General features: G+C 70.6%; 20 protein-coding genes and 2 tRNA genes. 11 read left to right on the forward strand and 11 right to left on the reverse strand.

What is annotated here, in order from left to right:
* Positions 1 to 33 precede the first annotated feature (33 nt).
* A tRNA-Lys gene (locus tag G3576_RS08315) sits at positions 34 to 109 on the forward strand.
* A gap of 415 nt (positions 110 to 524) precedes the next feature.
* Complete coding sequence (locus tag G3576_RS08320; protein ID WP_164693880.1) at positions 525 to 905, forward strand: H-NS histone family protein; 381 nt, start codon at positions 525 to 527, stop codon at positions 903 to 905.
* 62 nt (positions 906 to 967) lie between these two features.
* Here G3576_RS08320 and rpoD read toward each other — a convergent pair whose 3' ends face one another.
* Positions 968 to 2,782: an RNA polymerase sigma factor RpoD gene (gene rpoD / locus G3576_RS31240; protein WP_207622705.1), complete on the reverse strand. Its 1,815-nt coding sequence runs from the start codon at positions 2,780 to 2,782 to the stop codon at positions 968 to 970.
* Positions 2,783 to 3,183: 401 nt separating this feature from the next.
* Here rpoD and G3576_RS08335 point away from each other — a divergent pair, with 401 nt between their 5' ends.
* The 5 genes from G3576_RS08335 (at position 3,184) to G3576_RS08355 (ending at position 6,510) form a co-directional block, all read left to right on the forward strand.
* Positions 3,184 to 4,242 carry a type III polyketide synthase gene (locus G3576_RS08335; RefSeq protein WP_164693882.1) on the forward strand — a complete coding sequence of 353 codons (1,059 nt, stop codon included), beginning with the start codon at positions 3,184 to 3,186 and terminating at the stop codon, positions 4,240 to 4,242.
* Between the two features lie 2 nt (positions 4,243 to 4,244).
* On the forward strand, positions 4,245 to 4,928 hold the full coding sequence (locus G3576_RS08340) for a methyltransferase domain-containing protein (RefSeq protein ID WP_164693883.1): 684 nt from the start codon (positions 4,245 to 4,247) through the stop codon (positions 4,926 to 4,928).
* Positions 4,925 to 5,998 (forward strand): FAD-dependent monooxygenase, encoded by a 1,074-nt coding sequence (locus G3576_RS08345; RefSeq protein WP_164693884.1) that lies wholly within the window; start codon positions 4,925 to 4,927, stop codon positions 5,996 to 5,998. The genes G3576_RS08340 and G3576_RS08345 overlap by 4 nt, the downstream gene beginning before the upstream one ends.
* Before the next feature lie 41 nt (positions 5,999 to 6,039).
* A tRNA-Glu gene (locus G3576_RS08350) sits at positions 6,040 to 6,112 on the forward strand.
* Between the two features lie 77 nt (positions 6,113 to 6,189).
* Positions 6,190 to 6,510, forward strand: a complete 321-nt coding sequence (locus G3576_RS08355) for a hypothetical protein (protein ID WP_164693885.1) — start codon at positions 6,190 to 6,192, stop codon at positions 6,508 to 6,510.
* Between the two features lies 1 nt (position 6,511).
* Here the strand turns inward: G3576_RS08355 and G3576_RS08360 are convergent, their stop codons facing one another.
* The 4 genes from G3576_RS08360 to G3576_RS08375 form a co-directional block, all read right to left on the reverse strand.
* The gene (locus tag G3576_RS08360; protein ID WP_164693886.1) at positions 6,512 to 7,870 is read right to left on the reverse strand and encodes an LLM class flavin-dependent oxidoreductase; all 1,359 of its coding nucleotides are present in this window, start codon (positions 7,868 to 7,870) and stop codon (positions 6,512 to 6,514) included.
* A 25-nt stretch (positions 7,871 to 7,895) separates the two neighbouring features.
* Positions 7,896 to 9,485 (reverse strand): ABC transporter substrate-binding protein, encoded by a 1,590-nt coding sequence (locus tag G3576_RS08365; RefSeq protein ID WP_164693887.1) that lies wholly within the window; start codon positions 9,483 to 9,485, stop codon positions 7,896 to 7,898.
* The gene (locus G3576_RS08370) at positions 9,482 to 10,855 is read right to left on the reverse strand and encodes an LLM class flavin-dependent oxidoreductase (RefSeq protein ID WP_164693888.1); all 1,374 of its coding nucleotides are present in this window, start codon (positions 10,853 to 10,855) and stop codon (positions 9,482 to 9,484) included. The genes G3576_RS08365 and G3576_RS08370 overlap by 4 nt, the downstream gene beginning before the upstream one ends.
* A gap of 136 nt (positions 10,856 to 10,991) precedes the next feature.
* Positions 10,992 to 12,278, reverse strand: a complete 1,287-nt coding sequence (locus G3576_RS08375; RefSeq protein ID WP_164693889.1) for an MFS transporter — start codon at positions 12,276 to 12,278, stop codon at positions 10,992 to 10,994.
* A gap of 87 nt (positions 12,279 to 12,365) precedes the next feature.
* Between G3576_RS08375 and G3576_RS08380 the strand changes: the two genes are divergently transcribed.
* Both G3576_RS08380 and G3576_RS08385 read left to right on the forward strand, forming a co-directional pair.
* Entirely contained in the window at positions 12,366 to 13,214 is an 849-nt protein-coding gene (locus G3576_RS08380) for a sulfurtransferase (protein WP_164693890.1), read from the forward strand.
* Complete coding sequence (locus G3576_RS08385; protein ID WP_164693891.1) at positions 13,211 to 14,353, forward strand: MalY/PatB family protein; 1,143 nt, start codon at positions 13,211 to 13,213, stop codon at positions 14,351 to 14,353. Before G3576_RS08380 ends, G3576_RS08385 begins: the two co-directional genes overlap by 4 nt.
* Here the strand turns inward: G3576_RS08385 and G3576_RS08390 are convergent, their stop codons facing one another.
* On the reverse strand, positions 14,354 to 16,354 hold the full coding sequence (locus tag G3576_RS08390) for a PhoX family protein (RefSeq protein WP_164693892.1): 2,001 nt from the start codon (positions 16,352 to 16,354) through the stop codon (positions 14,354 to 14,356).
* Positions 16,355 to 16,560: 206 nt separating this feature from the next.
* Between G3576_RS08390 and G3576_RS08395 the strand changes: the two genes are divergently transcribed.
* Together G3576_RS08395 and G3576_RS08400 are read left to right on the forward strand one after the other, a co-directional pair.
* Positions 16,561 to 17,613 carry an Ldh family oxidoreductase gene (locus G3576_RS08395; protein WP_164693893.1) on the forward strand — a complete coding sequence of 351 codons (1,053 nt, stop codon included), beginning with the start codon at positions 16,561 to 16,563 and terminating at the stop codon, positions 17,611 to 17,613.
* Complete coding sequence (locus tag G3576_RS08400) at positions 17,610 to 18,371, forward strand: MBL fold metallo-hydrolase (RefSeq protein WP_164693894.1); 762 nt, start codon at positions 17,610 to 17,612, stop codon at positions 18,369 to 18,371. Before G3576_RS08395 ends, G3576_RS08400 begins: the two co-directional genes overlap by 4 nt.
* On the opposite strand, the gene G3576_RS08405 is transcribed toward G3576_RS08400, so the two are convergent.
* From G3576_RS08405 to G3576_RS08425, 5 genes are read right to left on the reverse strand one after another with little or no spacing between them, the layout of a single operon-like run.
* Positions 18,364 to 19,188, reverse strand: coding sequence for an NAD-dependent epimerase/dehydratase family protein (locus G3576_RS08405; RefSeq protein WP_164693895.1), 825 nt, complete (start codon positions 19,186 to 19,188; stop codon positions 18,364 to 18,366). The genes G3576_RS08400 and G3576_RS08405 overlap by 8 nt on opposite strands.
* A gap of 1 nt (position 19,189) precedes the next feature.
* A complete protein-coding gene (locus G3576_RS08410; protein WP_164693896.1) occupies positions 19,190 to 20,167 on the reverse strand; it encodes a Bug family tripartite tricarboxylate transporter substrate binding protein in 978 nt (325 codons plus the stop codon).
* A 37-nt stretch (positions 20,168 to 20,204) separates the two neighbouring features.
* Complete coding sequence (locus tag G3576_RS08415) at positions 20,205 to 21,236, reverse strand: Ldh family oxidoreductase (RefSeq protein ID WP_164693897.1); 1,032 nt, start codon at positions 21,234 to 21,236, stop codon at positions 20,205 to 20,207.
* On the reverse strand, positions 21,233 to 22,348 hold the full coding sequence (locus G3576_RS08420) for a 4-oxalomesaconate tautomerase (protein WP_164693898.1): 1,116 nt from the start codon (positions 22,346 to 22,348) through the stop codon (positions 21,233 to 21,235). The genes G3576_RS08415 and G3576_RS08420 overlap by 4 nt, the downstream gene beginning before the upstream one ends.
* Before the next feature lie 8 nt (positions 22,349 to 22,356).
* Positions 22,357 to 24,312: a tripartite tricarboxylate transporter permease gene (locus tag G3576_RS08425; protein ID WP_164693899.1), complete on the reverse strand. Its 1,956-nt coding sequence runs from the start codon at positions 24,310 to 24,312 to the stop codon at positions 22,357 to 22,359.
* Between the last annotated feature and the right edge of the window lie 63 nt (positions 24,313 to 24,375).

Here is a 24,375-nt window from a genome sequence, read left to right on the forward strand (position 1 = left end):
CCTTAAACGCCCCCCACCGGCGGTTACCGCCCCGGGCGCTTAGCTCAGTTGGTAGAGCAGCTGACTCTTAATCAGCGGGTCGTAGGTTCGAGCCCTACAGCGCCCACCATTCTCCCCCCTTCCAGAGCATGGTCCAGCGGCAGCCGGGAACGGCGGCAGCAAGGGCGTCGGCCGATTCGCGCCAGTTCGCGCGGCATTTCACGAAATAATGTCGTACCGCGCTGCGCGATTGCGTGTGGCGGCCGGAATGGGCTACTGCGCCGGACGGAATGCAGGCCAGCCGCGCTGATCCCCGCCGTGATCCAGCGAAACCGCCCATCACAACGCGAAAAAGCAATTCCCGGACTGGAATGGAATAATAAACGATATCGCAATAATTGTCGCCCGGGCGGTCCGCATTAAGCACCTGCGGTGCCGCGCGCCGGTGACCCTCGCCATTAATTCGTTTCCCTGGCCGGTTTTACGCAGTATGCCCTTCGCATTCGTCGTGCATAAACGCGGACGAACCGGATAGAGGCACCACCATGACGGCATCGGAAAAGAACTCACTGTCCTCGGCGCTGGAGGCGCTGCAGACGCTCGGCGTCGCGGAATTGCGGCAGGTCGCGGCCGAGGCGGAACGGCTGGCGCAGGAGCGTGGCGAGAGCGAGCGCCGCAGCTTCATCGAGGAGACCCGGAAGAAGGCGGCGGCGCTCGGCCTGGCCATGAGCGACCTGCTCGGCGACATGGAGCCGGCGTCCGGCGGGCGGCGGCGCGGCCCGAAGCCCGGCAAGAAGACGCGCGCGAGCGCCGCGGTGAAGTATCGCGGTCCGAATGGCGAGCCCTGGTCGGGCCGTGGCCGCCCGCCGCGCTGGGTGCAGGCGGTGGAAGCCGAAGGGCGCAGCCGGAGCGACTTCGCCGTCTGAATCGAAAAGCGCCGGCGGGGTGTCCCCCGCCGGCGCTTCGCGTTCCAGCGCTACGGGAGGCCTCAGGCCTCCAGGAAGCTCCGCAGCGCACGGCCCTGGCCGGAGGAGCGGAGCTTGCCGAGCGCCTTCGCCTCGATCTGGCGGATGCGCTCGCGCGTCACGCCGAAGGTCTTGCCGACCTCCTCCAGCGTGTGCTCGCCATTCGTGCCGATGCCGAAGCGCATCCGCAGGATGCGTTCCTCGCGCGGCGTCAGGTCCGCCAGCACCTTGCCGGCGGCTTCGCGCATGCCGGCCTGGGCGGCGCTGTCGAAGGGCAGGACGGCGTTCCGGTCCTCGATCAGGTCGCCGAGGCTGGCATCGCCATCCTCGCCGATCGGGGATTCCAGGCTCACCGGCTCCTTCGCCAGGCCCTGCACGGCACGCACCTTGTCGAGCGGCATGCCGAGGCGCTCCGCCAGTTCCTCCGGCGTCGGCTCCCGGCCCGTCTGCTGGGCGAGGCGACGGCCGACGCGGACGACCTTGCCCACCGTCTCCGTCATGTGCACCGGCACGCGGATGGTGCGGGCCTGGTCGGCGATGGCGCGGGTGAAGGACTGGCGGATCCACCAGGTGGCGTAGGTCGCGAACTTGAAGCCGCGGCGCCAGTCGAACTTCTCGACCGCGCGCATCAGGCCGATATTGCCCTCCTGGATCAGGTCACCCAGCATCAGGCCGCGGTTGCGGTACTTGCGGGCGAGGTGGACGACCAGGCGCAGATTGGCGCGGATCAGTTCGTCCTTCGCCTGGCGCAGGTCGCGCTCGGCCCGGGCGGCATCGGCATAGAGGCGACGGAGCGTCGCGGCGGGGACGCCGGACTCCGCCTCGATCCGCGCCAGCTCGGCACGCACCTCGGCCAGGTCGCCCTTGAGCGCCGCCGCGGCCTTGGTCGCGCCGATCGCCTTCTCCAGCCGCGCGCCGCAGCCGGCCTCGCCGCCCTTCCAGAGCTTCAGGAATTCCTCGCGGCTGATGCGGGCGCTGGCGGAAAGCCGCAGCGCGCGGCCTTCCAGCGCCACCAGCTGGCGGTGGATCTCCCGCAGCTTGCCGAGCAGTTCCTCCGTCCGGGCCGGGCGCAGGCGCAGCGCCGTCACCTGCTCCACCGCGGCCTGGCGCAGCGGCGCGAGCTCCGCGGCCTTCAGGCCGGGCGCGCGCAGCGCCTCCAGCGCAGCGAGCGCGAGGGCAAAGGATTCCATCACCTCGGGGCGCATCCGCGCCTCGACGGAGATCGCTGGCAGGTCGGAAGCGGCTTCCTCCGCGCCCTCCACGATCGGCTCTTCCGCGCCCTGGGCGGCGGCGGCGGCTTCCAGCTCGATCAGGTCGCGCAGGGGCAGGCGGCCGGCATCGGCCGCATCGCGCCAGGCGGTCAGCGTCGCCATCGTGGTCGGGCTCTCGCAGAGCGCGGAGAGCATGGCTTCGCGCCCGGCCTCGATGCGCTGGGCGATTGCGATCTCGTCCTCGCGGGAGAGAAGCTCCGCCTGGCCCATTTCCCGCAGGAACATGGTCACGCTGTCGTCGTTGCGGCTGCCGGAGGCCGGGTTGATGTTGCCCGCGGCCTGGGCCGCATCGTCATCGCCCGCGCCGGCGGTGAAGCCGAGCGGCGCCATGCCGTCCTGCTCCTCGGCGGCTTCTTCCGGCAGCACGTCCAGTCCGGCGTCATCCACCAGGCCGACGACCGCGTCCTCGTCATCCTCGGGGATCAGGGCCTCGGCGGAGACGCCGGGCCGCATGTCATCGTGGCCCGAATCGTCGGAGCCGTCGCGGCGCATGAGGGCTTCAAAGCTGGGGGCTTCCGCCTCCAGCCCATCCCGGTCCGTCGCCTTCTGTCCGAACATCCCGTCCATCTGTCAGCCCGTGTCCCTGCCGCCGTCACATCGGTGCCCGAAGCCGAACCCCGCCGCCATGCTCCGCACGACCAATGGGGCGCGCGTGCTCCGCACGACCGATGGCCCGCGCGGGTTCGCCGGCGGGTCATGCATCGTGCGGTTGGGAAGGGGCCGGGTTTCGGCCGCCGGCACCATATGGGCCAGTCAAGGCGTCAAGACACCCCCAAATCGCAAGAAACCTGTCATGTGCAAAACGCCGGGCAGGATGCGGAAAAGCCCGGGAAAAGCGCGGCTTGGCCGCAGACCTGCTACTGGGGCTGCCCAGGATTGACTCTGGCGCATGGCGGAGTCGCGTCTCGTGACCGCCCATTGCGCCATCAGGGGCTTACCGCCCGCCCGGGGCCCCCAACCTGCATGGGATGACACAGGTCTTCCTGAACCGCATCGCGACCGCCACCCCCCGACACCAGGTGCATGGCGCCTTTTCGGCCTTTGCCATGGCGCAGGCGCTGGGGCGGGATCGCACGGCCTTCGCCAAGATGGCGTCCAGGGCCGGCATCGCAAGCCGGCAGTCGGTGCTTCACCCCTCGGAGCCCGAGGGGTCCGGCACCAGCTGCGGCTTCTATCGCCAGGGCGGCGCCTTTCCCGGCACGCGCGCCCGGATGCAGCGATGGGAGGCGGAGGCGCCGGCGCTGGCGGAGGCGGCGCTGGAACGGCTCGGGCTGCGGCAGGAAGCGCCGGCGATCACCCATATCATCGTCGCGACCTGCACCGGCTTCGTGGCGCCGGGGCTCGACCGGACCATCATCGACCGCTTCGGCCTGCCCCTGTCCGTGGAGCGGACGACGGTGGGCTTCATGGGCTGCCAGGCCGCGATCAACGCGCTGAAGCTGGCCTGGCATGTGGTGCGGAGCGAGCCGGGATCGCGGGTGCTGGTGGTGTGCCTGGAACTCTGCACCTTGCACCTGCAGGACACGACGGCGCTGGAACAGCTGCTGTGCTTCCTGCTGTTTGCCGATGGCTGTGCCGCCGCCATCGTGTCCGCGGAGGCAACGGGGCTGCTTCTGGATGGGTTCAGCAGCGTGGTGATCCCGGAAGCGCATGAGCAGATCACCTGGCGCATCGGCGATGCCGGCTTCGACATGACCCTGTCCGGCATGGTGCCCTTCACCCTGGCGCATGCGTTGCCGGGCCTGGTGCCGCGCATGCTGAAGGGGCGGGGGGTCGCGGAGGTGGACCTCTGGGCCGTGCATCCGGGCGGGCGGAGCATCCTGGATGCGGTGGCGCATGGGCTCGACCTGCCGGGGGATGCGATGGAGACGAGCCGCAGCGTGCTGTCCGACCACGGCAACATGTCCTCCGCCACCGTGCTCTTCGTGCTGGAGCGGATGATGCGGGAGGGGCGGCGGGGACGCGGCTGCGCGCTGGCCTTCGGGCCGGGGCTCTCGGCCGAGGCGATGCGGTTCGAGGCCGCCTGACCATGCCGCGCAGCCGGGCCGAGGAGATCATGGACGACCCGGGGCAGTCGGAGGCCGACTTCGCCGCGGCGCTGCGGGACCTCGAGACACTGAACCGCATCACCTTCGCCTATCTGCCCCTGCTGCGCTTCCTCGACCGGGTGGTGGCGGCGCGACCGCGGGAGTCGATCTCCGTGCTGGATGTCGGCGCGGGCGGTGGCGATGCGCTGCGGGCGGTGGCCGGGTGGGGGGCGAGGCGAGGGATCGCGACCGACCTCTGGGGGCTCGACCGCAGCCCCTGGGCGGAGCGCCACGCCATGGCGCGCGGCACGCCGGCGCGCTGGATCACGGCCGACCTGTTCGACCTGGAGCCGGGGCGGCGCTTCGATGTCGTGATCTGCGGGCTCTTCGCCCATCACCTGGATGACGCGACGCTGGTGCGCTTCCTGCGCTGGCTGCCGACCCATGCGCGGGAGCGCTGGCTGATCCTCGATCTGCATCGCCACTGGATCCCCTGGACGGCGGTCTGGGCGGGGACGCGGCTGATGCGGATGCACCCCATGGTGAGCCATGACGGCCCGATCTCCATCGCGCGCGCCTTCAAGCGGGAGGACTGGGACCGGCTGGTGGCGGAGGCGGGGGTGGAGGCGCGGGCGCGCTGGGTGCTGCCCTTCCGCTGGGCGGTGGAAGGGCCCGGCGGGGGATGATCGTCATCGTCGGCGGCGGGCCGGCGGGCGCCGCGGCCGCCATCACCCTGGCCCGCGGCGGGGCCGCGCCGCTGCTGCTGGAGCGCGACGCCGCGACGCGGGAGAAGGTGTGCGGGGAGTTCCTGGGCGCCGATGCCGCGGCGGCGCTGGCAACGCTCGGGATCGACCTGCCGGCGCTGGGGGCCGTGCCGGTGCGGCGCGCGGTCTTCGCGGCCGGTGGGCGGGAAGGGCGATTCGAGCTGCCCTTCGTCGCCTGGAGCCTGCCGCGGCTGGTGCTGGATGAGGCGTTGCTGCGGGCGGCGGAAGCGGCCGGCGCTGAGGTGCGCCGCGGCGTCGCGGTGGCCGCCGCCAGTGAGGACGCCGGCGGCTGGACGCTGCGCCTGGCCGATGGCGGCGTGCAGCGGGCGCGACATCTGGTGCTGGCGACCGGGAAGCACGAACTTCGCGGGCTGGGGCGCGGCGCGGGGGCTGGCTCCATCGGGCTGAAGCTGCCGCTGGCGGGCGTGCCGATCGGGGACGCCATCGCGGTGCTGGCCTGCGCGGGGGGCTATGCCGGGTTGCAGCCTCGGGCCGGGGGCGGGGCCAATCTCTGCCTGGCGCTGAAGCCGGGCGCACCGGGGCTGGCGGAGGCCGCGCGCGATGCGGCGGCGCTGGTCGCGCTGGTGTCGGCGGGCAGCCGGGCCGCGCGCGACCTGCTGCGGGATGCCGAGCCCTTGTGGCAGCGCCCGATGGCGGTGGCTGCGGTGCCCTATGGCTATGTGGCGCCGGCCGAGTCGCGGGCCTTCCGCGTCGGGGACCAGGCGGCGGTGATCCCCTCCCTTTGCGGCGACGGGATCGCCATGGCGCTGGGGTCCGGCATCCAGGCGGCGCGGGCGATCCTGGCGGGGCACGGCGCGGCCACGCATCAGGCGGCCTGGGGCGCGCATGTGCGGCCGGGGATGCGGGTGGCGGGGCTGCTGGATTCGGCGCTGGCGCGGGGGCCGCGAATGGTGGCGACGCTGGCCGGTTGGGCGCCTGGACTGGCGCGCTGGGCGGCGCGGCAGACCCGATTGGGCAGCCCCGGGGCTTGACCGGTGGCGCCGGCGCGGCCATACGCCCCCCACCTCCGGCTGTCCCGTTCGTCTAGAGGCCTAGGACACGGCCCTTTCAAGGCTGTAACACGGGTTCGAATCCCGTACGGGGCATACCCTCTCCAGGGTCGCCATCGCCTTCCCCACCCCACTCCGATGTGCGCGGCCGCAAGGCGGCGCGGGAGGAAGCCATGAGCCGGCGTCGCCAGAAGCCCTCCATCCGCAGTCCGAAGTCCGCCGCGGCCACCGATGTCGATGCGCTGCGGCAGTCGCTTGACGCGATGGAGGCGAAGCTTCGCGTGATCGAGGCCGAGGGCGCCGATGCCTACATGAAGCGGCGCATGGCGGAGATGGACGAGGCTCGGCTGGTGGCGCGCGGCCAGGCGCTGGAAGCCGCCGCCGCGCGGGCGAAGGCGGAGGCCGAGCGGAAGGCGCTGAGCGACCTCATCGACAAGGCGCCTGGTGTCGCGGGCTGGCTGATGCGTCGCGCGCGGAAACGCGCGGGGCTATAGGTCAGCGTCGCGCGGCGGTGTAGCGGTTCTCCGGCACGCGCAGGCCGAGGTTGTCGCGCAGCGTCGGGCCCTCATAGGCCGTGCGGAAGATGCCGCGCCGCTGGAGTTCGGGGATCACCTGGTTGGCGAAGTCGTCGAAGGGGCCCGGGTAGTAGTTGCAGATGACGTTGAAGCCGTCGCAGGCATCGGCCTCCAGCCATTCCTGCATCTGATCGGCGATGTAGCCGACGGTGCCGACCAGCACGCGATGCCCCTGCGCGGCGGAGACGGAGCGCGCGACCTGGCGCAGCGTCATGTTGTGCTTCTTCGCCATGTCCATGATCAGCTTCTGGCGGGATTTAGCCGAGTTCGCCTCCGGCAACTCCGGCATCGGGCCGTTCAGGTCGTAGCTGAAGATGTCGATGCCACGGGTGAAGCGGGCCAGCGCCGCCAGCGCCACATCGTCAGGCAGCAGGGCCTGGAGCGCGTCGTATTTCTCCTGCGCCTCCTCCATCGTGCGGCCGATGACGGGGGTGATGCCGGGCATGATCTTGATGTCGTCGGGCGTGCGGCCGTAGCGCGCGGTGCGGCCCTTCACATCGGCGAAGAACGCCCGCGCGGCCTCCAGCTCCGTCTGCGCCGTGAAGACGATGTCGGCGGTGCGGGCGGCGAGTTCGCGGCCGGGTTCGGAGGAGCCAGCCTGCGCCACCACGGGCCTGCCCTGCGGCGTGCGGGGCGAGTTCAGCGGGCCGCGCACATGGAAGTACTTCCCGTGGTGGTCGAGGAAATGCATCTTCTCCCGGTCGAACCAGACGCCGCTTTCCTTGTCGCGCAGGAAGGCATCGTGTTCCCAGGAATCCCAGAGACCGGCCACGACCTCGTAGAACTCGATCGCGCGTTCGTAGCGCAGCGCGTGGTCCACATGGGTGTCGAGGTTGAAGTTGCCGGCCTCGTCCTCGATCTGAGAGGTCACCAGGTTCCAGCCGCAGCGGCCGCCGCTGATGTGGTCGATGGTCGAGAAGCGGCGGGCGATGTTGTAGGGCTCGTTGAAGGTCGTGGTCGCCGTCGCGATCAGGCCGATGTTCTTCGTGCCGACGGCGAGTGCCGCCAATGTCGCGGTGGGTTCCAGCTTGACGATGCGGGACAGCCGCGTGCGCGTCAGGTCGCCCGCCTTCAGCGCATCGCTGCCCGCGACGGCCACCGTGTCCTGGAAGAAGATGGTGTCGTAGAGCGCACGCTCCGCGGTCTGCGCGAGCCGCATGTAGAGCGAGAAATCCATGTCGTAGTCGGGCACGGCATCCGGGTGGCGCCAGCCGGCCAGGTGGTTGCCCGGCACCGAGAGGAAGGCGCCGAGCTTCAGCTGTTTCTTCTTCGAAGGCATGTCAGGCTATCCATCCAGGGGCCGTTCAGCGGGCGAGGCGGATGCCGGTCGCCATGGTGTACTGGTCCCCGCGCGGGGTCAGCGTGATGTTGCGCGCCGTGCCCCAGGCGGAGCGGACGAAGAAGACCGGCACGATGGCCGCTTCCTGCATGGCGTAGCGCACCGCCTCCTGCGTCAGCGCCTCACGCCGCGTGTCGTCCAGCGTGGTCTCGATGGCGGCGAGCAGTCGGTCGAGGTTGGCGTCGGAGTAGCGGCCGCGGTTGGAGGCGCCGTGGCTCAGCTGCGCGTTGTAGGTCCGCAGGATCGTGCTCATCCCCTCCGGCGCCGCGCCGGTGGTGGTGAAGAACATGCTGAGGGAGACGGAGAATTCCGGGCCGCCCTGCGCGGGGTTGCGGTTGGCGCGGCGGAAGAAGACGGCGGAAGGCAGGGCCTCCACCTCCGTCCTGATGCCGATCGCGGTCAGCATCTGGCCGATCGCCTGGCAGCTGCGGGCATCGCCGGCGAAGCGGTCCCCGGTGCAATGGATGGTCAGGCCGAAGCCGTTGGGATAGCCGGCCTCCGCCAGCAGGGCGCGGGCGCGGGCGGGGTCGAAGGCGGGGATGGGGAGGTCCGGCACATGGCCGATGAAGCCCGCCGGCGCGATCTGCCCCGCGGGCTCCGCGCCGCCTTCCATGGCGCGTTCCGCCAAGGCCGTGCGGTTCAGCGCGTGGGACAGCGCCAGGCGCACGCGCCGGTCCTGCAGCGGGTTGCGGTCCAGCGGCTGGCCTTCCGTCGTGGTGACGAAGGGCGAGCGTTCGCGGCCGCTGTCGATGTACATGTAGAAGTTGAAGCCGGAGGTGGAGGTGACGAGGCGCGAGCGCGCATCGGTCCGCACGCGGCCATAGAGCGCGGGCGGCACCGCATCCACCACATCGACGTCGTTGGCGAGCAGCGCGGAGACGCGCGCGCTGTCATTCGGGATGAAGCGGAAGACCACCCGCTCCCACGGTTCCTGCGGGCGGCCGGAGGGGCGCTGCACGCGTTCGATGGTGACGTCGGCGCCGCGGTTGAAGCGCACCCAGCGATAGGGGCCGGTGCCGATGGCGGCGCGGCCGCCGTTGAAGTCATCCTCCGTCGCATTTTCCCCGACCGCGGCGGCGGAGACGATCATGATGGAGGCGAGGTTGTAGGGCAGCAGCGGCGAGGGGCCGTGGGTGCGGATGCGGATGGTGCGCGCATCCACCTCCTCCACCCCCGCCACGGCGCGCATCTGCGCGCTGTAGGTGCGCAGCCCCCGCGCATCGCCGGCGCGGGTGAAGGAGAAGGCGATGTCGGCCGCGCGCAGCGGCGTGCCGTCATGGAAGGTGGCGCCAGGCCGCAGCTTGAACTCCCAGGTCGTGTCGTCCACCACGCGCCAGGATTCCGCGAGCCCCGGCAGGGCCTGCATGTTGGGGTCCTGCTCCACCAGCGATTCATAGACGTGCATCTGCACGTTGCGGTTGGGGCTGTAGGATTGATGCGGGTCGGAGCCGTCGATCGCGGCCTTCATGCCGATGCGCAGCGTCTGCGCGGCCGCGGGCAGCGCGGCGTTGACGGAGCCAAGGGCCAGGAGCAGGGCGAGCGTCGGACGGATCATTCAGCGGCACTCCCGAGGGCTTGTGACAGGGCGGCACGGCGGGCGGCGGCGGCGGGGTGTTCGGGATAGGCGAGCCCGAGATTCTCCCGCAGCGTGCGGCCCTCATAAGCGGTGCGGTAGAGGCCGCGCCGCTGCATCTCCGGCACCACCATCTCCACGACTTCCTCCAGCCCGCCGGGCAGCCAGGTGGGCAGGATGTTGAAGCCATCGGCGGCCTCGCCGTGGAACCACTCCTCCATCGCATCGACGATGTCGGCGGGCGTGCCGATGACGGTGCGGTGGCCGTTGCCGCCGGCGATGGAGAGGTAGAGCTGGCGGATCGTCAGGTTGTTGCGCCGCGCCATGTCGATGAAGATCTGGCCGCGGCTGTGGTCGCGCCGATCCTTCGGTTCCGGCAGCGGGCCGTCGAGGTCGTACTCCGACAAGTCGCCGAGGTAGTTGGCGAGCGCGCCGAGCCCGACCACGGGCTGCACCAGTTCCTGCAGGACCTGGTAGCGGTCCTGTGCCTCCTGCCGCGTGCGGCCGGGCACGGCCATGAGGCCCGGCATGATCTTCAACTGGTCGGGATGGCGGCCGTAGCGCGGCATGCGGCGCTTCACATCCTGGTAGTAGGCGCGTGCATCCTCCAGCGTCTGCGCCGCGGCATAGACGACATCGGCCGTGGCGGCGGCCAGTTCGCGCCCCTGGTCGCTGGCGCCGGCCTGCACGATGATGGGGCGGCCCTGCGGCGTGCGCTGCACGTTGAGCGGCCCGCGGACGCGGAAATGCTCGCCCTGATGGTTCAGGATGTGCAGCTTGGCGGGGTCGTAGTTGACGCCGCTCGCCTTGTCCCGGACGAAGGCATCATCCTCCCAGGATTCCCACAACCCGCGCACGACATCGACGAATTCGATGGCGCGGTCGTAGCGGCCGCCCTTGGCGGGGGCGCCGTCCAGGCCGAAATTCTGCGCCTCCATGTCCGTCGCGCTGGTCACCACGTTCCAGCCCGCGCGCCCGCCACTGATATGGTCGAGCGAGGCGAATTTGCGCGCGACGTGATAGGGCTCGTTGTAGGTGGTGGAGGCGGTGGCGACGAGGCCGACACGCTCCGTCACCATCGCCAGCGCGGAGAGCAAGGTCAGCGGCTCGAACTGCACGTTCTTGCAGGTGTGGCTCAGCGCGCCCGGCGGACGGTCATTGAAGCGGATGCCGACGCCGTCGGCCAGGAAGGCCATGTCCAGCAACCCGCGTTCCGCCACCTGCGTGGTCTTCACGAAGTGCTGCAATTCCATGTTGCCGCCCGCGGAAGCATCGGGATGGCGCCAGGCGGCGAGGTGATAGCCCATGCCGACCATGGAGACGCCGAGCCGGATCTTTCGCGTCGCAGGCATCGTGCAAAGCCCTCCAGCCCCTTCGGCACCGCGCCAGGGTGATGCCGGGAATGCGACGGGTTGGTGGGAGCCGTCGCGACAGGCGAAAGCATGTCACGCGGTGGGACTATTGCAACGTGCTTTTCGCTGATCCTGACTACGGCATCGCGGGATTGCCGGTTGCGGATCGCCGGCGCGCGGCCTCGCTGTCCGGGGTGATGTCCTCCAGCCGGTCGATGTCCCGCAGCGCGGGGAAGATCCGCATCCAGAGCAGGGCCACCGCGACGGTTCCGACGCCACCCAGCACCACGGCGGCGACGGGGCCGATCAGCGCGGCCGCTACGCCGGATTCGAATTCGCCAAGCTGGTTGGACGCGCCGATGAAGAGCGAGTTCACCGCGGCGACGCGGCCGCGCATCTCATCCGGCGTGGCCAGCTGCACGAGCGTCTGCCGCACCACGACGCTGACGACATCGCCCATGCCGATCAGGGCCAGCGCGGCGGCGGAGAGCCAGAGGTTGGTGGAGAAGCCGAAGATCACGGTCGCCACCCCGAACAGGATGACGCCCGCGAACATCTTGCGCCCGGCATTGCGGCCGAGCGGCACCCAGGCCAGCACCAGCGACATGCCGAGCGCGCCCACCGCCGGCGCGGCGCGCAGGATGCCGAGGCCCCAAGGGCCGGTCTGCAAGATGTCCCGCGCATAGATCGGCAGCAGCGCTGCCGCACCGCCCAGCAGCACCGCGACCATGTCGAGCGAGACGGCGCCGAGCAGCACCGGACGGTTCCTGACGAAGACGAGGCCGGAGAGCAGGTTCTCGATCGTCACTCGGCCGCGGATGCCCTGGCGCGGCGCGGTCCGGATGGCGAAGGCCATGATCGCGGCCAGCAGGAAACCGCCTGCCGCCGTGCCATAGGCGATCTCCGGCCCGCCGAGCGCGTAGAGGAAGCCGCCCGCCGCCGGCCCCGCGATGGTCGCGGCCTGGCTGGCGGAGGAGGAGAGGGCGGTCGCGCGTGCCATGTCGGTGTTGCGCACGACGCCGGCCAGCAGCGCCTGCTGCGCCGGCATCTCGAAGCCGCGCGTCGCGCCGATGACGGCCACGAAGGCGAAGATGGTGCTGCTGGTGACCCATCCGCCATGGCTGGCCAGCGTCAGCGCCAGTGCGGCGAGGCCTGTCATCGTGCGGCAGATGCCGACGACCAGGCGGCGGTCGAAGCGATCCGCGACCTCCCCGGTGAAGGGGGTCAGCAGCAGCACGGGCAGGAACTGTACCAGCCCGACCAGGCCGAGGGCGAAGGCGCTGTCCGTCAGGTCATAGACCTGCCAGCCCACCGCCACGACCTGCACTTGCACGGCCATGGCGGAGATGATGCGGGACGCCAGGAAAAGGGCGAAGGGCGTCTGGCGCAGCAGGGACGCCGCGCCAGCGGAGGGATCGGGCATGGCGCAGGGGAGCATTGCCGCCCCCCGCTTCGCAACCACGGCCTGCGCGGGGCAGGATGCGCGGCGCCGCAATGCTCCGGAGATTCCATGCCCACCGACCCCCGCGACCAGGTTTTCATCACCGCGCCCGCGCTGGCGGCGGCCCTGCAGGGCGCGCGGCCGCCGGTGGTGCTCTGCGTGCGGAACCCGAGGACGCCGGAGATGGCCGTGGCGCCGCGGATTCCGGACGCCATCGATGTGGACCTGCCGAGCGAACTCGCCTCCCCGGGCGGCGGCACCAAGGGCAGCCGGCCGCTGCCGGAGATCGGCGCGCTGCAGGACGCCGCACGGCGCTGGGGCATCCGCGAGGGGGATGCGGTGGTGGTCTATGACCACGACCGCTGCCTGGTGGCGGGGCGCGGCTGGTGGGTGCTGCGCTGGGCGGGGATCGCCGATGTGCGGCTGCTCGATGGCGGCTTCGCGGCCTGGCAGGGGGCGGGGCTGCCTGTCGCCACCACGCCGGGGGTGCCGGCGGCGGGGGATGTGGTGCTGTCGCCAGGCCATCTCGGCGTGCTGGATGCCGATGGCGCGGCGAGGCTGGCGCGGGAGGGGGTGCTGCTCGATTCGCGCGTGCGGCCCAACTACATCGGCGCGACGGTGGCGCCGGGGCAGCCGCGGCGTGGGCATATCCCGGGATCGGTCAGCGCGCCGGCCATCGACAACCTGACCGAGGCCGGCACCTTCGCGGAGGCGGAGACGCTGCGGCACCTCTATGCCGCGCTCGGGGCGGATGGCAGCCTGCCTGTGGGGGTTTCCTGCGGTGCCGGCATCTCGGCCGCTCATGCGGTGGCGGTCCTTGCCTCGATCGGGGTGGAGGCGTCGATGTATCCGGGATCCTGGTCCGCCTGGATCGCCGATCCCGACCGGCCGGTGGTGGTGGGCGGCCGCCCGGAATGAGCGGCTTCGACTTCGACACGCCGATCGACCGCCGCGGCACCGGCTGTTCCAAATGGAGCCGCTACGGGGACGACGTGCTGCCGATGTGGGTCGCCGACATGGATTTCGCCGTGGCGCCGCCGATCCTGGACGCGATCCGCGCGCGGCTGGAACACCCCGTGCTGGGCTATGGCGTGGCGCGGGATGCGCTTCGGGATGCCGTGGTGGCGATGCTCGCCCGCGAATACGGGTGGGATGTGGCGCCGGAGGCGGTGTGCTTCCTGCCGGGCGTCGAGCCCGGCTTCAACATGGCGCTGCGTGCCTTCCTGGAGCCTGGCGACGGCGTGGTGGTGCAGACACCAGCCTACAAGCCGATGCTGGCGGCGCCAGGCCATTGGGGCCTGCGGCGGGTGGATGCACCGCTGGCGGTGCGCGGCGACGACGTGGTCTGCGACCTGGACGCGCTGCGCGCCGCGCTGGCGCCGTCGCGCGCGTTGCTGTTCTGCAACCCGCACAACCCGCTGGGGAAGGTGTTTTCGAGAGCCGAGTTGGAAGCCATCGCCGCGGCGGCGCTGGAGGCCGGCGCGGTGATCATCTCCGACGAGATCCATTGCGAGTTGCTGTTCGACGGGCGGCGGCACATCCCGATCGCGTCCCTCTCGCCGGAGGTCGCGGCGCGCACCGTCACGCTGATGTCGGCGAGCAAGAGCTACAACATCGCCGGCCTGAAGACCGCCTTCGCCATCATCCCCGATGCGGCCATGCGCGACCGCTTCCTGGCCAGCAAGGCGGGGATGGTGGACAGCGTGAACGTGCTGGGGCTGGAGGCGACGCTGGCGGCGCTGGAGCACGGCGCGGCCTGGAAGGCGGCGCTGCTGCCCTACTTGCAGGCGAACCGCGACTGGCTGGTGGAGACGGTGCGCGCGCGCCTGCCGGGTCTCTCGATCCACAAGCCGGAGGGGACCTTCCTCGCCTGGCTGGATGGCAGCGCCCTCGGCATCGGGGAGCCGCAACCCTGGTTCCTGGAGCGTGCGAAGGTCGCGCTCAGCCCGGGCGCCGAATTCGGCGTGCCGCTCGGTGCCCGGCTGAATTTCGGCTGCCCGCGCTCGGTGCTGGAGGCGGGGGTCGCCCGCCTCCAGGCCGCGCTGGCGGCGCGCTGATTACGACCCGATCTCGCCGCCATCCTTCTTGACGATGGCGATGACGGCGGGGCGGGGTGGCATGCCCTCCGCGAAGTCGGGCCAGCGGGTGGAGGGGCGTTCGAAGGTGCTGCCCGCATCATCGCCGGGGTGCTGGATGGCGAGGAAGAGGGTACGGTCATCCGGCGTGAAGCAGGGGCCGCAGACCTCCGCACCGGTGGGCGCGCGGTAGAACTGCTTGGTCAGCGCGCGGCCGGCGCCCATCGTATCCGCGGCCCAGATGCCGTCGGCGACGCCGGCGGCGGAAGGCGCGCCATCGGTCGCGATCCAGATCCGACCCTTGCTGTCGAAGGCGCAATTGTCGGGGCAGGAGAGCCAGCCGGCATCGCTGGTGGCGCGGTGGTAGCGCGCGCCCGCATCGGTGCCGGGCTTGCCGGCCATCAGGAAGATCGCCCAGCGCGCCTCGGTCGCCGCGTGGTCCACGGCGTTGGTGCCGGCGCCGGGCGGGATGATCTCCACCACATGGCCCTGGGTATTGGCCGCGCGCGGGTTCACGCGGTTGACCTGCTGCGCCGTGCGGTTGCTGTTGTTGGTCAGCATCACGTAGACCCGGCCGGTGGCGGGGTTCGCCTCCACATCCTCCGGCCGGTCCATCGGCGTGGCCTGCAGCAGGTCGGCGGCGCGGCGGGTGTTGATCAGCACCTCCGCCTGGCTGGCGAAGCCGTTGGCCGCGGTCAGCGGGCCCTGGCCATGCACCAGCGGCAGCCATTCCACGCGGCCATCATCGTGGAAGCGGGCGACATAGAGCGTGCCGTCATCCAGCAGGTCGCGATTGGCGGCGCGGTCGTTCGGGTTCCAGGGACGCGCGGTGACGAACTTGTAGACGTAGTCGAAGCGCTCGTCGTCGCCCTGGTAGAACACCACGCGGCCATCGGCGCTGATGGCATGCGTCGCGCCCTCGTGCTTGAAGCGGCCCATCGCCGTGCGCTTCACCGGGACGCTGGTGGGGTCGTAGGGGTCGAATTCGACGTTCCAGCCGAAGCGGTTCGGCTCGTTCGGCTCCTTGTCAAGGTCGAAGCGATCCATGAATCGTGACCAGCCATAGGTGCCCTCGGCCGCGATCCCGTAGCGGCGATAGGCTTCCGCCTGCGCGCCGGTCGTGGCCGCGCGGCCCGAGAAGTACTGGTTGAAATTTTCCTCGGAGGTGATGACGGTGCCCCAGGGCGTATTGCCGCCGGCGCAGTTGTTCAGCGTGCCGAGGACCTGGGTGCCGGTCGGGTCGGCCGAGGTCTTCAGCAGGTCATGCCCTGCGGCCGGGCCGCTGACGCGCATCGGCGTCTCGCCGGTGATGCGGCGGTTGTAGCGGCTGTTGGGGACCACGGCCCAGCGGCCATCGGCCTTGCGGATCTCCACCACGCTGAGGCCATGGGCGAGCAGTTCGATGCGGGACTGTTCGGCGGTGGCGCGCAGGCGGCCGGTGCGGCCGGCGCCGATGCCGGCGAACATCAGCTGCGTGTCGGTGTATTCGTGGTTCACCACCAGCAGGCCGCTGTCGCTGTTGCGGCTGCCCTGCGGCAGCGGGCGGAAGTCGATGAAGTCGTTGTTGTAGCCGAACTGGACTTCCTGCGCGGCGGCAGTCTGCGCCGTCGGGTTGAAGGCCGGCGCCTCCCCCACCACCGCATCGCCCCAGCGGATCACGGTCTGGATCTCGTAGCCCTCGGCCACCGCGTCGCGCTGCGCCATGCCGTGGCGGATTTCGGCGAAGCCGAGGGTGGAGGGCCCATCCGTCATCGGCACCAGGCCCTGGGCCAGGGCGCCATCGGCGGCGGCGACCATCTGGTCCACCAGCGTGGCCGCGGCCGCCGCGCCACCCAGGCCGAGCACAGCGGCGCGGCGGGACAGGCGCCGCTGCATCACATCCCCGATCGTCTCCCGGGGGTTGGGGTTGCTGCCGATATCCTCGATCTCGATTGGCTTGCCGGTGTCGGCTGGCGACCCGAGGGGCTCCAGGGTGTCGGGCATGGTTACTCGTCTCTCCTTGGCCGCACGGAATGGCGCGGCGGTCGGGCGGAGCGATAGACGAGGTCGGCTAAAGGCCGATGACGCAACGATGAAGCATCAATGGCGGTTGCATGGCTGCCGTGTGACGCGCGCCGGCATTGCAGGCTGGCGCGGCGGGACGCCTGCGCCCATGATTCATCCCGTACGACGGAGGAACGAACGAAGCGATGGCAGTGGTGGTGGCGGAACGGTTGATCGGCTTCGTCGCGGCGCTCTATCGCGCGGCGGGGTTGCCGGAGGCGGATGCGGCGCTGGTGGCGGACAGCCTGGTGCGCGCGGACCTCTGGGGGCATTCCTCCCACGGTGTGATGCGGGCGCCGTGGTATCTCGACCGGATTCGCAACGGCGTCATGAAGCCGGTCACGCAGGCCAACTTCCTGGTCGATGGCGGGGCGATTGCCGTGCTGCACGGGCATGACGGCGTCGGCCAGGTGATCGCGAAAATGGCGATGGACAGCGCGATCGAACGGGCCAGGAAGCACGGCGTCGGCATCGTCTCCGTGCGGGAAAGCAACCACCACGGGGCGCTCGGCTATTTCACGCGGATGGCCGCGGCGGCGGGATGCATCGGCATGCTGGTCGCCAATGGCAGCCCGGCCATGGCGCCCTGGGGCGGGCGGAAGAAGGTGGTGGGGAACAACCCCTGGTCCATCGCGGCACCCGCGGGGCGGCATGCGCCGATGATGCTGGACATCGCCAATACCAGCGTGGCGCGCGGCAAGATCTTCCTGGCGCGGCAGAAGGGGCAGCCGATTCCCGATTCCTGGGCGCTGGACAAGGAAGGGCGGCGCACGACGGACCCGGTGTCGGCGCTGGAGGGCGTGATCCAGCCGATGGGCGAGCACAAGGGCTATGCCATCTCCGCCATGATGGACGTGCTGGCGGGCGCGCTGTCCGGCAGCGGGATGCTGACGGAGGTTTCCGGCCCCTACCAGGCGGAGAAGCGCAGCCGCAGCGGCCATTTCGTCATGGCGCTGAACATCGCCGCCTTCGGCCTGCTGCCGGTCTTCGAGGACCGGATCGAGCGCATGATCGCGGAGCTGAAGGCGGCGCCGCGCGCGGAGGGGGTGGAGGAGATCTTCTACCCCGGCGAGATCGAGGCGCGTAACGAGTCGCGGCACCTGGCGGAGGGGATCGACCTGCCGGCGAATACGGTGCTGGATCTGCGACAGGCGGCGACGCATTGGGGCGTGGCCTTCCCGGAGGAGTGGCAGGCGTGAGCTGGACCGTCGAGACGCTGATCCAGGGCTATCCCGGCAAGTCGAAGCAGCAGGGCGGGCTGGGCTTCAGCACGGTGGCGCTGGCGCGCGGGCCGGAGGGAAGGATCGCCGTGCTGGACACCAGCCGCAGCGGCGCCCGGCGCCTGATCCTGGACCGGCTGAAGGAAGTGGGCGTGGCGGCGGAGGCGGTGACCGACGTGCTGGTCACGCACCTCCACTACGACCATGTCGAGAACTGGCCGATGTTCCGCAACGCGCTGATCCATGTGCCGGGCGCGGAGATGGACTATGCGCTGCGCCAGCCCGAAGGCGCGCCGCTCTGGCCGGAATTCTGCCTGCGCGCGCTGGCCGACAGCCCGCGCATGCGACGGCTGGCGGAAGGGGAGACGGGCATTCCCGGCATCACCTGCTTCGAGGCGCCGGGCCATTCGCCGCATCATCTGGTGTTCGTGCTGGAAGGGACGACGCGGACGATCTTCTCCGCCGATGTCGCCAAGAACCGCGCGGAGCTGGCGACGGGTATCGCGGACATGACGATGGATGCCGAGGTGCATCGTGCCTCCATCGCGCGGCTGAACGCGGTGTGGCGCGACAGGCCTGGCACCGTGCTGCTGCCCGGGCATGACGTGGCGCTGCGCATCGGGGCGGACGGACAACCGGAGGCGATCGAGGCGCGCAAGCTGGAGATCCAGGCGTGGTTCGGCGCCAGCCTGGATGACGTCACGAAGTTCGACGTGACGGAGAGTGGCGCTACCTGATCCTGTCGGGGTCGCCGCTGAAACCGTATTCGCAGACGACGCCGCCATGGAAGCGCGCGGCGACGCTGCCGGCGGGCGGGCGCTTGTCCTCGAGCTCGGCGGCGAAGGCCTCCGCATCGTCCTTCGGCCACCAGCCCAGCGCGGCGCGCGCGGCCTCATCCTTGCCCCAGAGCGCGCGGCGGTTGGCGGAGACGCCATAGACGACCAGGAAGTGGAAGGGCGCAGCGTCCACGGCCGCGCGCGCCAGGCTCGCCATGTCGCCATGGCTGATCCAGCCGCCGAGTTCCCGCGCATTGCCAGGCCGCGCGCGGAAGGCGCCAATGCGCAGGCAGGCGACCTCGATACCGTGCTTGTCGGCGTAGAGGCGGCCGAGCGTCTCGCCCCACACCTTGCTGGCGCCATACTGGCCGGAGGGGCGCGGGCGCTCCTCCGTGCCCACCAGCGCATCGGCGGGGTGGAAGCCGATTGTGTGGTTGGAGCTTGCGAAGATGACGCGCTTCACGCCGTTCTCCCGCGCAGCCTCGAAGACCGCATGGCAGGCGATGACGTTGGCGCGCAGGATTTCTGCTGCCGTGCCGCCGGTCTCGCGAGGGATCCCGGCGAGATGGATGAGGCAATCGACGTCGCGCGTCGCCGCCAGCGCCACGCCGAGCTCCGCCAGGTCTCCACGCATCACCTCCTCATCTGCCGCGGCATCGGCGATCGGGCGGATGTCGTGCCAGCGGAGATGCGCCGCGGCGCCGCGCAGCGCGGGGCGGATGACGCCGCCGATCTCCCCGGCCGCGCCGGTGACGAGGAGGCGGTTCCAGCGCGGCATCTCAGCTTTCCACCGTGATCTTCGCCTCTTCCACGATGCGGCCGAACTTCGCGGCCTCATTCGCCACGAAGGCCTGGGACTGCGCCAGGTTCATGTTCTGCACCAGCAGGCCCTGGTTCTCGAACCGCCCACGCAACTCGGGATCAACCAGCGCGGTCGCGATCACGTCCTGCAGCCGCTGCATGATCACGTCGGGCACGCCGGTGGGGGCGAAGACGCCGAAGAAGTTCACGAGCTCATAGGAAGCGAGCGGCGCGTATTCGGAGACGGAGGGGCTGTCCGGCAGCTGCGGCATCCGTTCCTTGCTGGTGACGGCCATCGCCTTGATGCGGCCTTCGCGGATCAGCGGCAGGCCGGAGGCGAGGCTGTTGTAGCCGAACTGCACCTGGCCGCCGGCGATGTCGATCACCGCCTGGCCCGATCCGCGATAGGGGACATGGATCGTCCGGATGCCCGCCATGTAGTCGAACAGCGCACCGGCGAGGTGCTGCGGATTGCCGATGCCGGAGGAGGAGTAGGAGAGGCTGCCGGGATTGGCCTTGGCGTAGGCAACCAGCTGCTCCACCGTGCTGAAGGGCGCCTGCGGGTTCACCATCAGCACGTTCGGCACCTTCACCACGACCATCACCGCGCGGATGTCGCGCATCGGGTCGTAGGCCATGCGGCCGCGGAAGAGATGATGGTTGATCGCTGTCTCCCCGGCGCCACCCAGCATCAGCGTGTAGCCATCCGGTGCCGCGGTGGAGAGCGCCTGCGCCGCGATCATGCCGCTGGCGCCGGTGCGGTTCTCCACCACCACGGGCTGGCCGAGCGCGTTGCGCAGCGGCTCCGCCAGCAGGCGGGCGGAGATGTCCTGCCCGCCGCCGGCGGCATAGGGCACCAGCAGGCGGATCGGGCGATTGGGGTAGCCGCCCTGGGCGAGGGCCGGCGCGGCCAGCGCGGCGGAAGCGCTGGCCAGCAGGGTGCGGCGCGTCAGCATGAACGTTTCCTCCGATTTGGGACGGAGGGTAGCGCCGTCAGTCCTCGCCCGCCAGTTCCCGCAGTTTCACGAGGTCGGCCGTCGCCACGCGCACGCCGCTGGCGCGGCTGCGATGCAGGGACTGCATCTCCCGCTCGCCGGGCAGCATCACCGGGCGCGCGGGATCGGCGGGCGGCGTGGTGTGGATGATGTCCATGAAGTCGGCCATGCGCGCACGGAGGACATCGGGGGGCGCGAGCTTCGTCGCATCGATGGCGATGAAGACATGGCCGAGGTCCTGCGCCACCTCCGGCGTCTTGTCCCAGGCGCGGACGCGGGTGAGGTAGGAGGCGCCGGAGAGCAGGCCGGCCAGCAGATCGACCATGATGGCGAGGCCGTAGCCCTTGTGCCCGCCGACCGGCAGCAGGAAGCCTGCCAGCGCGGCCTTGGGATCGGTGGTCGGCCTGCCATCGGCATCCGTAGCCCATCCCTCCGGCATAGGTTGGCCCGACGCCGCCAGGCTGCGGATCTTGGCGCGCGCCGCGACGGACAGCGCCATGTCCAGCAGCACGGGATCGCCGCCGGGATTGGGCACGCCAATGCCGAAGGGGTTGTTGCCGAGCCGCGTATCCTTGCCGCCGGTCGGCGCGATGGTCGTCGTGGCGTTGCTGGCGATGAAGGTGGCGAAGCCCTGTTCGGCCGCGATCATGGAGTAGGGCGCGATCGGGCCGAAATGGTTGCTGCCGCGGGCGAAGGCGGCGCCGATGCCGCAGGCGCGGGCGCCTTCGAGCGCTGCCTCCAGCGCCTTCATGCCGACCAGCGGGCCGATGCCGTTGCGGCCATCGACCATGGCCAGCGCGGGCATCACGCGTTCCACCTGCACCTCCGCCGCCGCGTCGATGCCGCCGACCTTCACGCGGCCGAGATACTGCGGCACGCGGCTGATGCCATGGGTGGACAGGCCGAAGAGATCGGCCATGACCAGCACGCGCGCGGCCAGCGCCGCTTCGTCCTCCCGCATCCCGCCCGCGGCGAGCGCGCGGGTGGCGAGCGAGAGCAGCGCGTCTTCCGCGATGGTGGCGTCCGTCACGCGCCGTGTCCCGCCCAGACGCGCGCGGGGATGTAGACCTCCCCCTTCATGATGCGCCGCGCGGTGCGCAGCGTGCCGCCGCCGAGGATGGTGGCGCTGCCATCGGCCGCCGTGCCGGTGGTGATGACGGCATCCATGACGCCGGAGGGATGTTCGATGGTGACATTCTCCCGCGCCTCGCTGTTCACCACGGCGATGCCTTCCGCGACGGTGCCGGGCAGCTTGCAGGCGCTGGCGATGCAGATGCCGCCGGTGACGGCCATGGCTTCGTGCAGCGCGAGCGGCGTGAAGTAGCGCGCGGCGACGCCGGTGCCGCCCTTCGGTTCACCGACAATGGCGAATTTCGGGATGACGCGGCCTTCCGCATCGCCCATGCCCATGGCGAGGCTGGCCGCGCGGCGGATGCGCTCGATCCGCGCCATGAACTCCTTGTCGCCATCGAGATCGGCGCTGGTCTCATGCCCCGTCTTGCCGAGGTCCTTTGCGCGGGCGATGACGACGGGCATGGCGACGTCGAGGCAGGTGACCTCCACGCCCTCGATCACATCCTTCGGGTTGCCGGTGGGCATCAGCCTGCCGGTGGAACCGCCGACGGCGTCGGCGAAGTTCAGCACAATGGGCGCCGCGGTGCCGGGGACGCCGGCGATGGCGGTGTCGCCATCATAGGTCACGCGGCCGCCGGGGGTCTGCACCACGGCTTCGATCAGCGCGCCGGTATTGACGGCGCGGATGAGCACCTTCGTCTCGCCGTCCTCGGCCGGGACCAGGCCGTTCTCGATCGCGAAGGGGCCGATGCCCGCGAGCATGTTGCCGCAAGTGGGGCCCCAATCCACGAAATCCTTGTCCACATTCACCTGGGCGAAGAGGTAGTCCACCTGCTGGGGCTGGCCGGGCTCCGCCTTGCTCACCATCACCGTCTTGCTGGTCAGGGTGGTGGCGCCGCCGAGGCCGTTGATCTGCCGCGCATCGGGGGACCCCATCACGGCCTGCAGCACGCGGCCCGCCGTCTCCCGGTCCGCAGGCAGGTCGCTGCGCAGGAAATAGGGGCCGCGGCTGGTGCCGCCGCGCATGAAGGTGCAGGGGATCGCTGTCTGGAGAACGGGTTTCGTCATCGGAGCCTTCATCGGAGCGGCCAGGGCAGGTCGATCATGGATTGCAGCAGGCCATTGGGGAAGTCGAGCACCAGGATGTCCGCCACGGCGACGAGGCCTCCATTGGCGATGGCGGTCAGCACCAGCGTCTTGGTCCAGCTGCATTTCGCGGCAACGCGGAGGAAGGCGAGGAAGAAGACGATGCTGGCCAGCAGGAAGCCGACCAGGGCGGAGCCCAGGATCAGGCCCGCGAACCAGAAGAGGTAGGTCCAGAAGCCGCCCTGGCTTTCATCGGCGCCTTCTTCCCCATCATGCAGCAGGGATCCCGGGTCGTTCGCGAAGGCGAGCTTGAGGGCGATGGGGATGCTGATGACCAGCATCGCCGCCGCGACCATGCCGGGGAAGACGGCGCCAAGGAAGCTGTGCTTGGTGGCGTCCAGCAGCACGGCGGCGAAGATCGCGATGGGGACCAGGGCGAAGATCGCCTGCGGTCGCGCATGGCCGCGCTTGTCGCTCTCGTCATCGGTGTCCGCGAGCCGCCGCTGGCGCGCGCCGATGAAGACGAACAACGCGATCATGGCGGCGATGATCAGCACGCCCGGCCGTTCCACGAAGCTCCAGCCATAGAACTGGACCGCCTGGTAGAGATAGGTCTCCATCGGCTGGGCGAGGACGAAGCCCACCACGAAGGGCGGCCGCGGCCAGCCGAAGCGGCGCATGAAGAGCCCCAGCACCCCGACCGCCAGCAGCAGATAAAGGTCGGCGGCATCGCGGCTGGTGTTGAAGGCGCCGAAGCAGACGATCATCACCATGAAGGGCGCGATCAGCCCGAAGCGGATCGTCGTCAGCTTCGCGATCAGCGGCGAGGTGACGAAGCAGAGGCCGGTGCCCATGACGTTGGCGATCGCCAGCGACCAGATGATGGCATAGGTCAGGTCGAGGCGTTCGCCGACGAGCTGCGGCCCGGCCTCGATCCCGATCAGCGTCATGCCGCCGAGGAAGACGGCCATGGAGCCGGAGGAGGGGATGCCGAAGAACAGCGTCGGCACCAGCGCGCCGCCTTCTCGCGCGTTGTTGGAGGCCTCGACGGCGATGACGCCGCGCACATCGCCCTTGCCGAACTGGCCGTTCTTCTCCGTCTGCACGGCGTGGCCATAGACGATCCAGTCCGTCACGCTGCCACCGAGCCCTGGGATGGCGCCGAGCAGGCTGCCGATGGTGGACGTGCGCAGCAGCAGCCACCAGTGGCGCGCGATGTCGCGCAGCCCCGCGATCCAGCCCTTCCCCAGCTCTGCCGTCTTGGAAATGGTGCCGCCGCCACGCGCGAGGTCCACGATCTCCGGCAGCGCGAAGATGGCCAGCACGAGGACGGGCAGGGGCAGGCCGTCGCTGAGGTAGAGCGTGCCGAAATCCAGCCGGTACTCGGCCGTGGCCGGCGCCGATCCGATGGTGCCGAGCGCGAGGCCGAGTCCGCAGGCGACCAGCCCCTTGCCGAAGCTGCGCCCCGCCAGCACGCCCACCATGGAGAGGCCGAGCACGGCCAGCATGAACAGCTCCGCCGTGCCCAGCGCCAGGATCAGCGGGCGCGCCACCAGCACCGCGCAACTCAGGATCACCGCGCCGACCAGGCCGCCGATCATGGAGGCGATGAAGGAGGCGGACAAAGCGCGCGCCGCCTCGCCGCGCCTGGCCATCGGGAAGCCGTCCAGGATGGTCGCCTGGCTGGCGGAGGAGCCGGGAATGCCCATCAGGATGGAACTGTAGGTATCCGCCGTCGCCGCCACGGCGACGAGCCCCGTCAGCATCGCCAGCGCGGAAACCTGGTCCAGCCCGTAGATGAAGGGCAGCACGAGCGAGAGGCCCGCGAGCCCGCCGAGGGCCGGCAGCACGCCGATCGCGTAGCCGATGGCGACGCCGAGCGCCATGTAGGCCAGCCGGTCGGGACTCGACAGCTGCACGAGGGCGGAGAGCAGGGCTTCGAACATCGCGCGTCATCCATCCAGGCAAGGCGATCGGGCCCGCATCGGCGATGCGGGCCCCGTCACGCG

Source organism: Falsiroseomonas algicola, assembly GCF_011040385.1.
In the GTDB taxonomy this organism is placed as follows: Bacteria; Pseudomonadota; Alphaproteobacteria; order Acetobacterales; family Acetobacteraceae; genus Falsiroseomonas; species Falsiroseomonas algicola.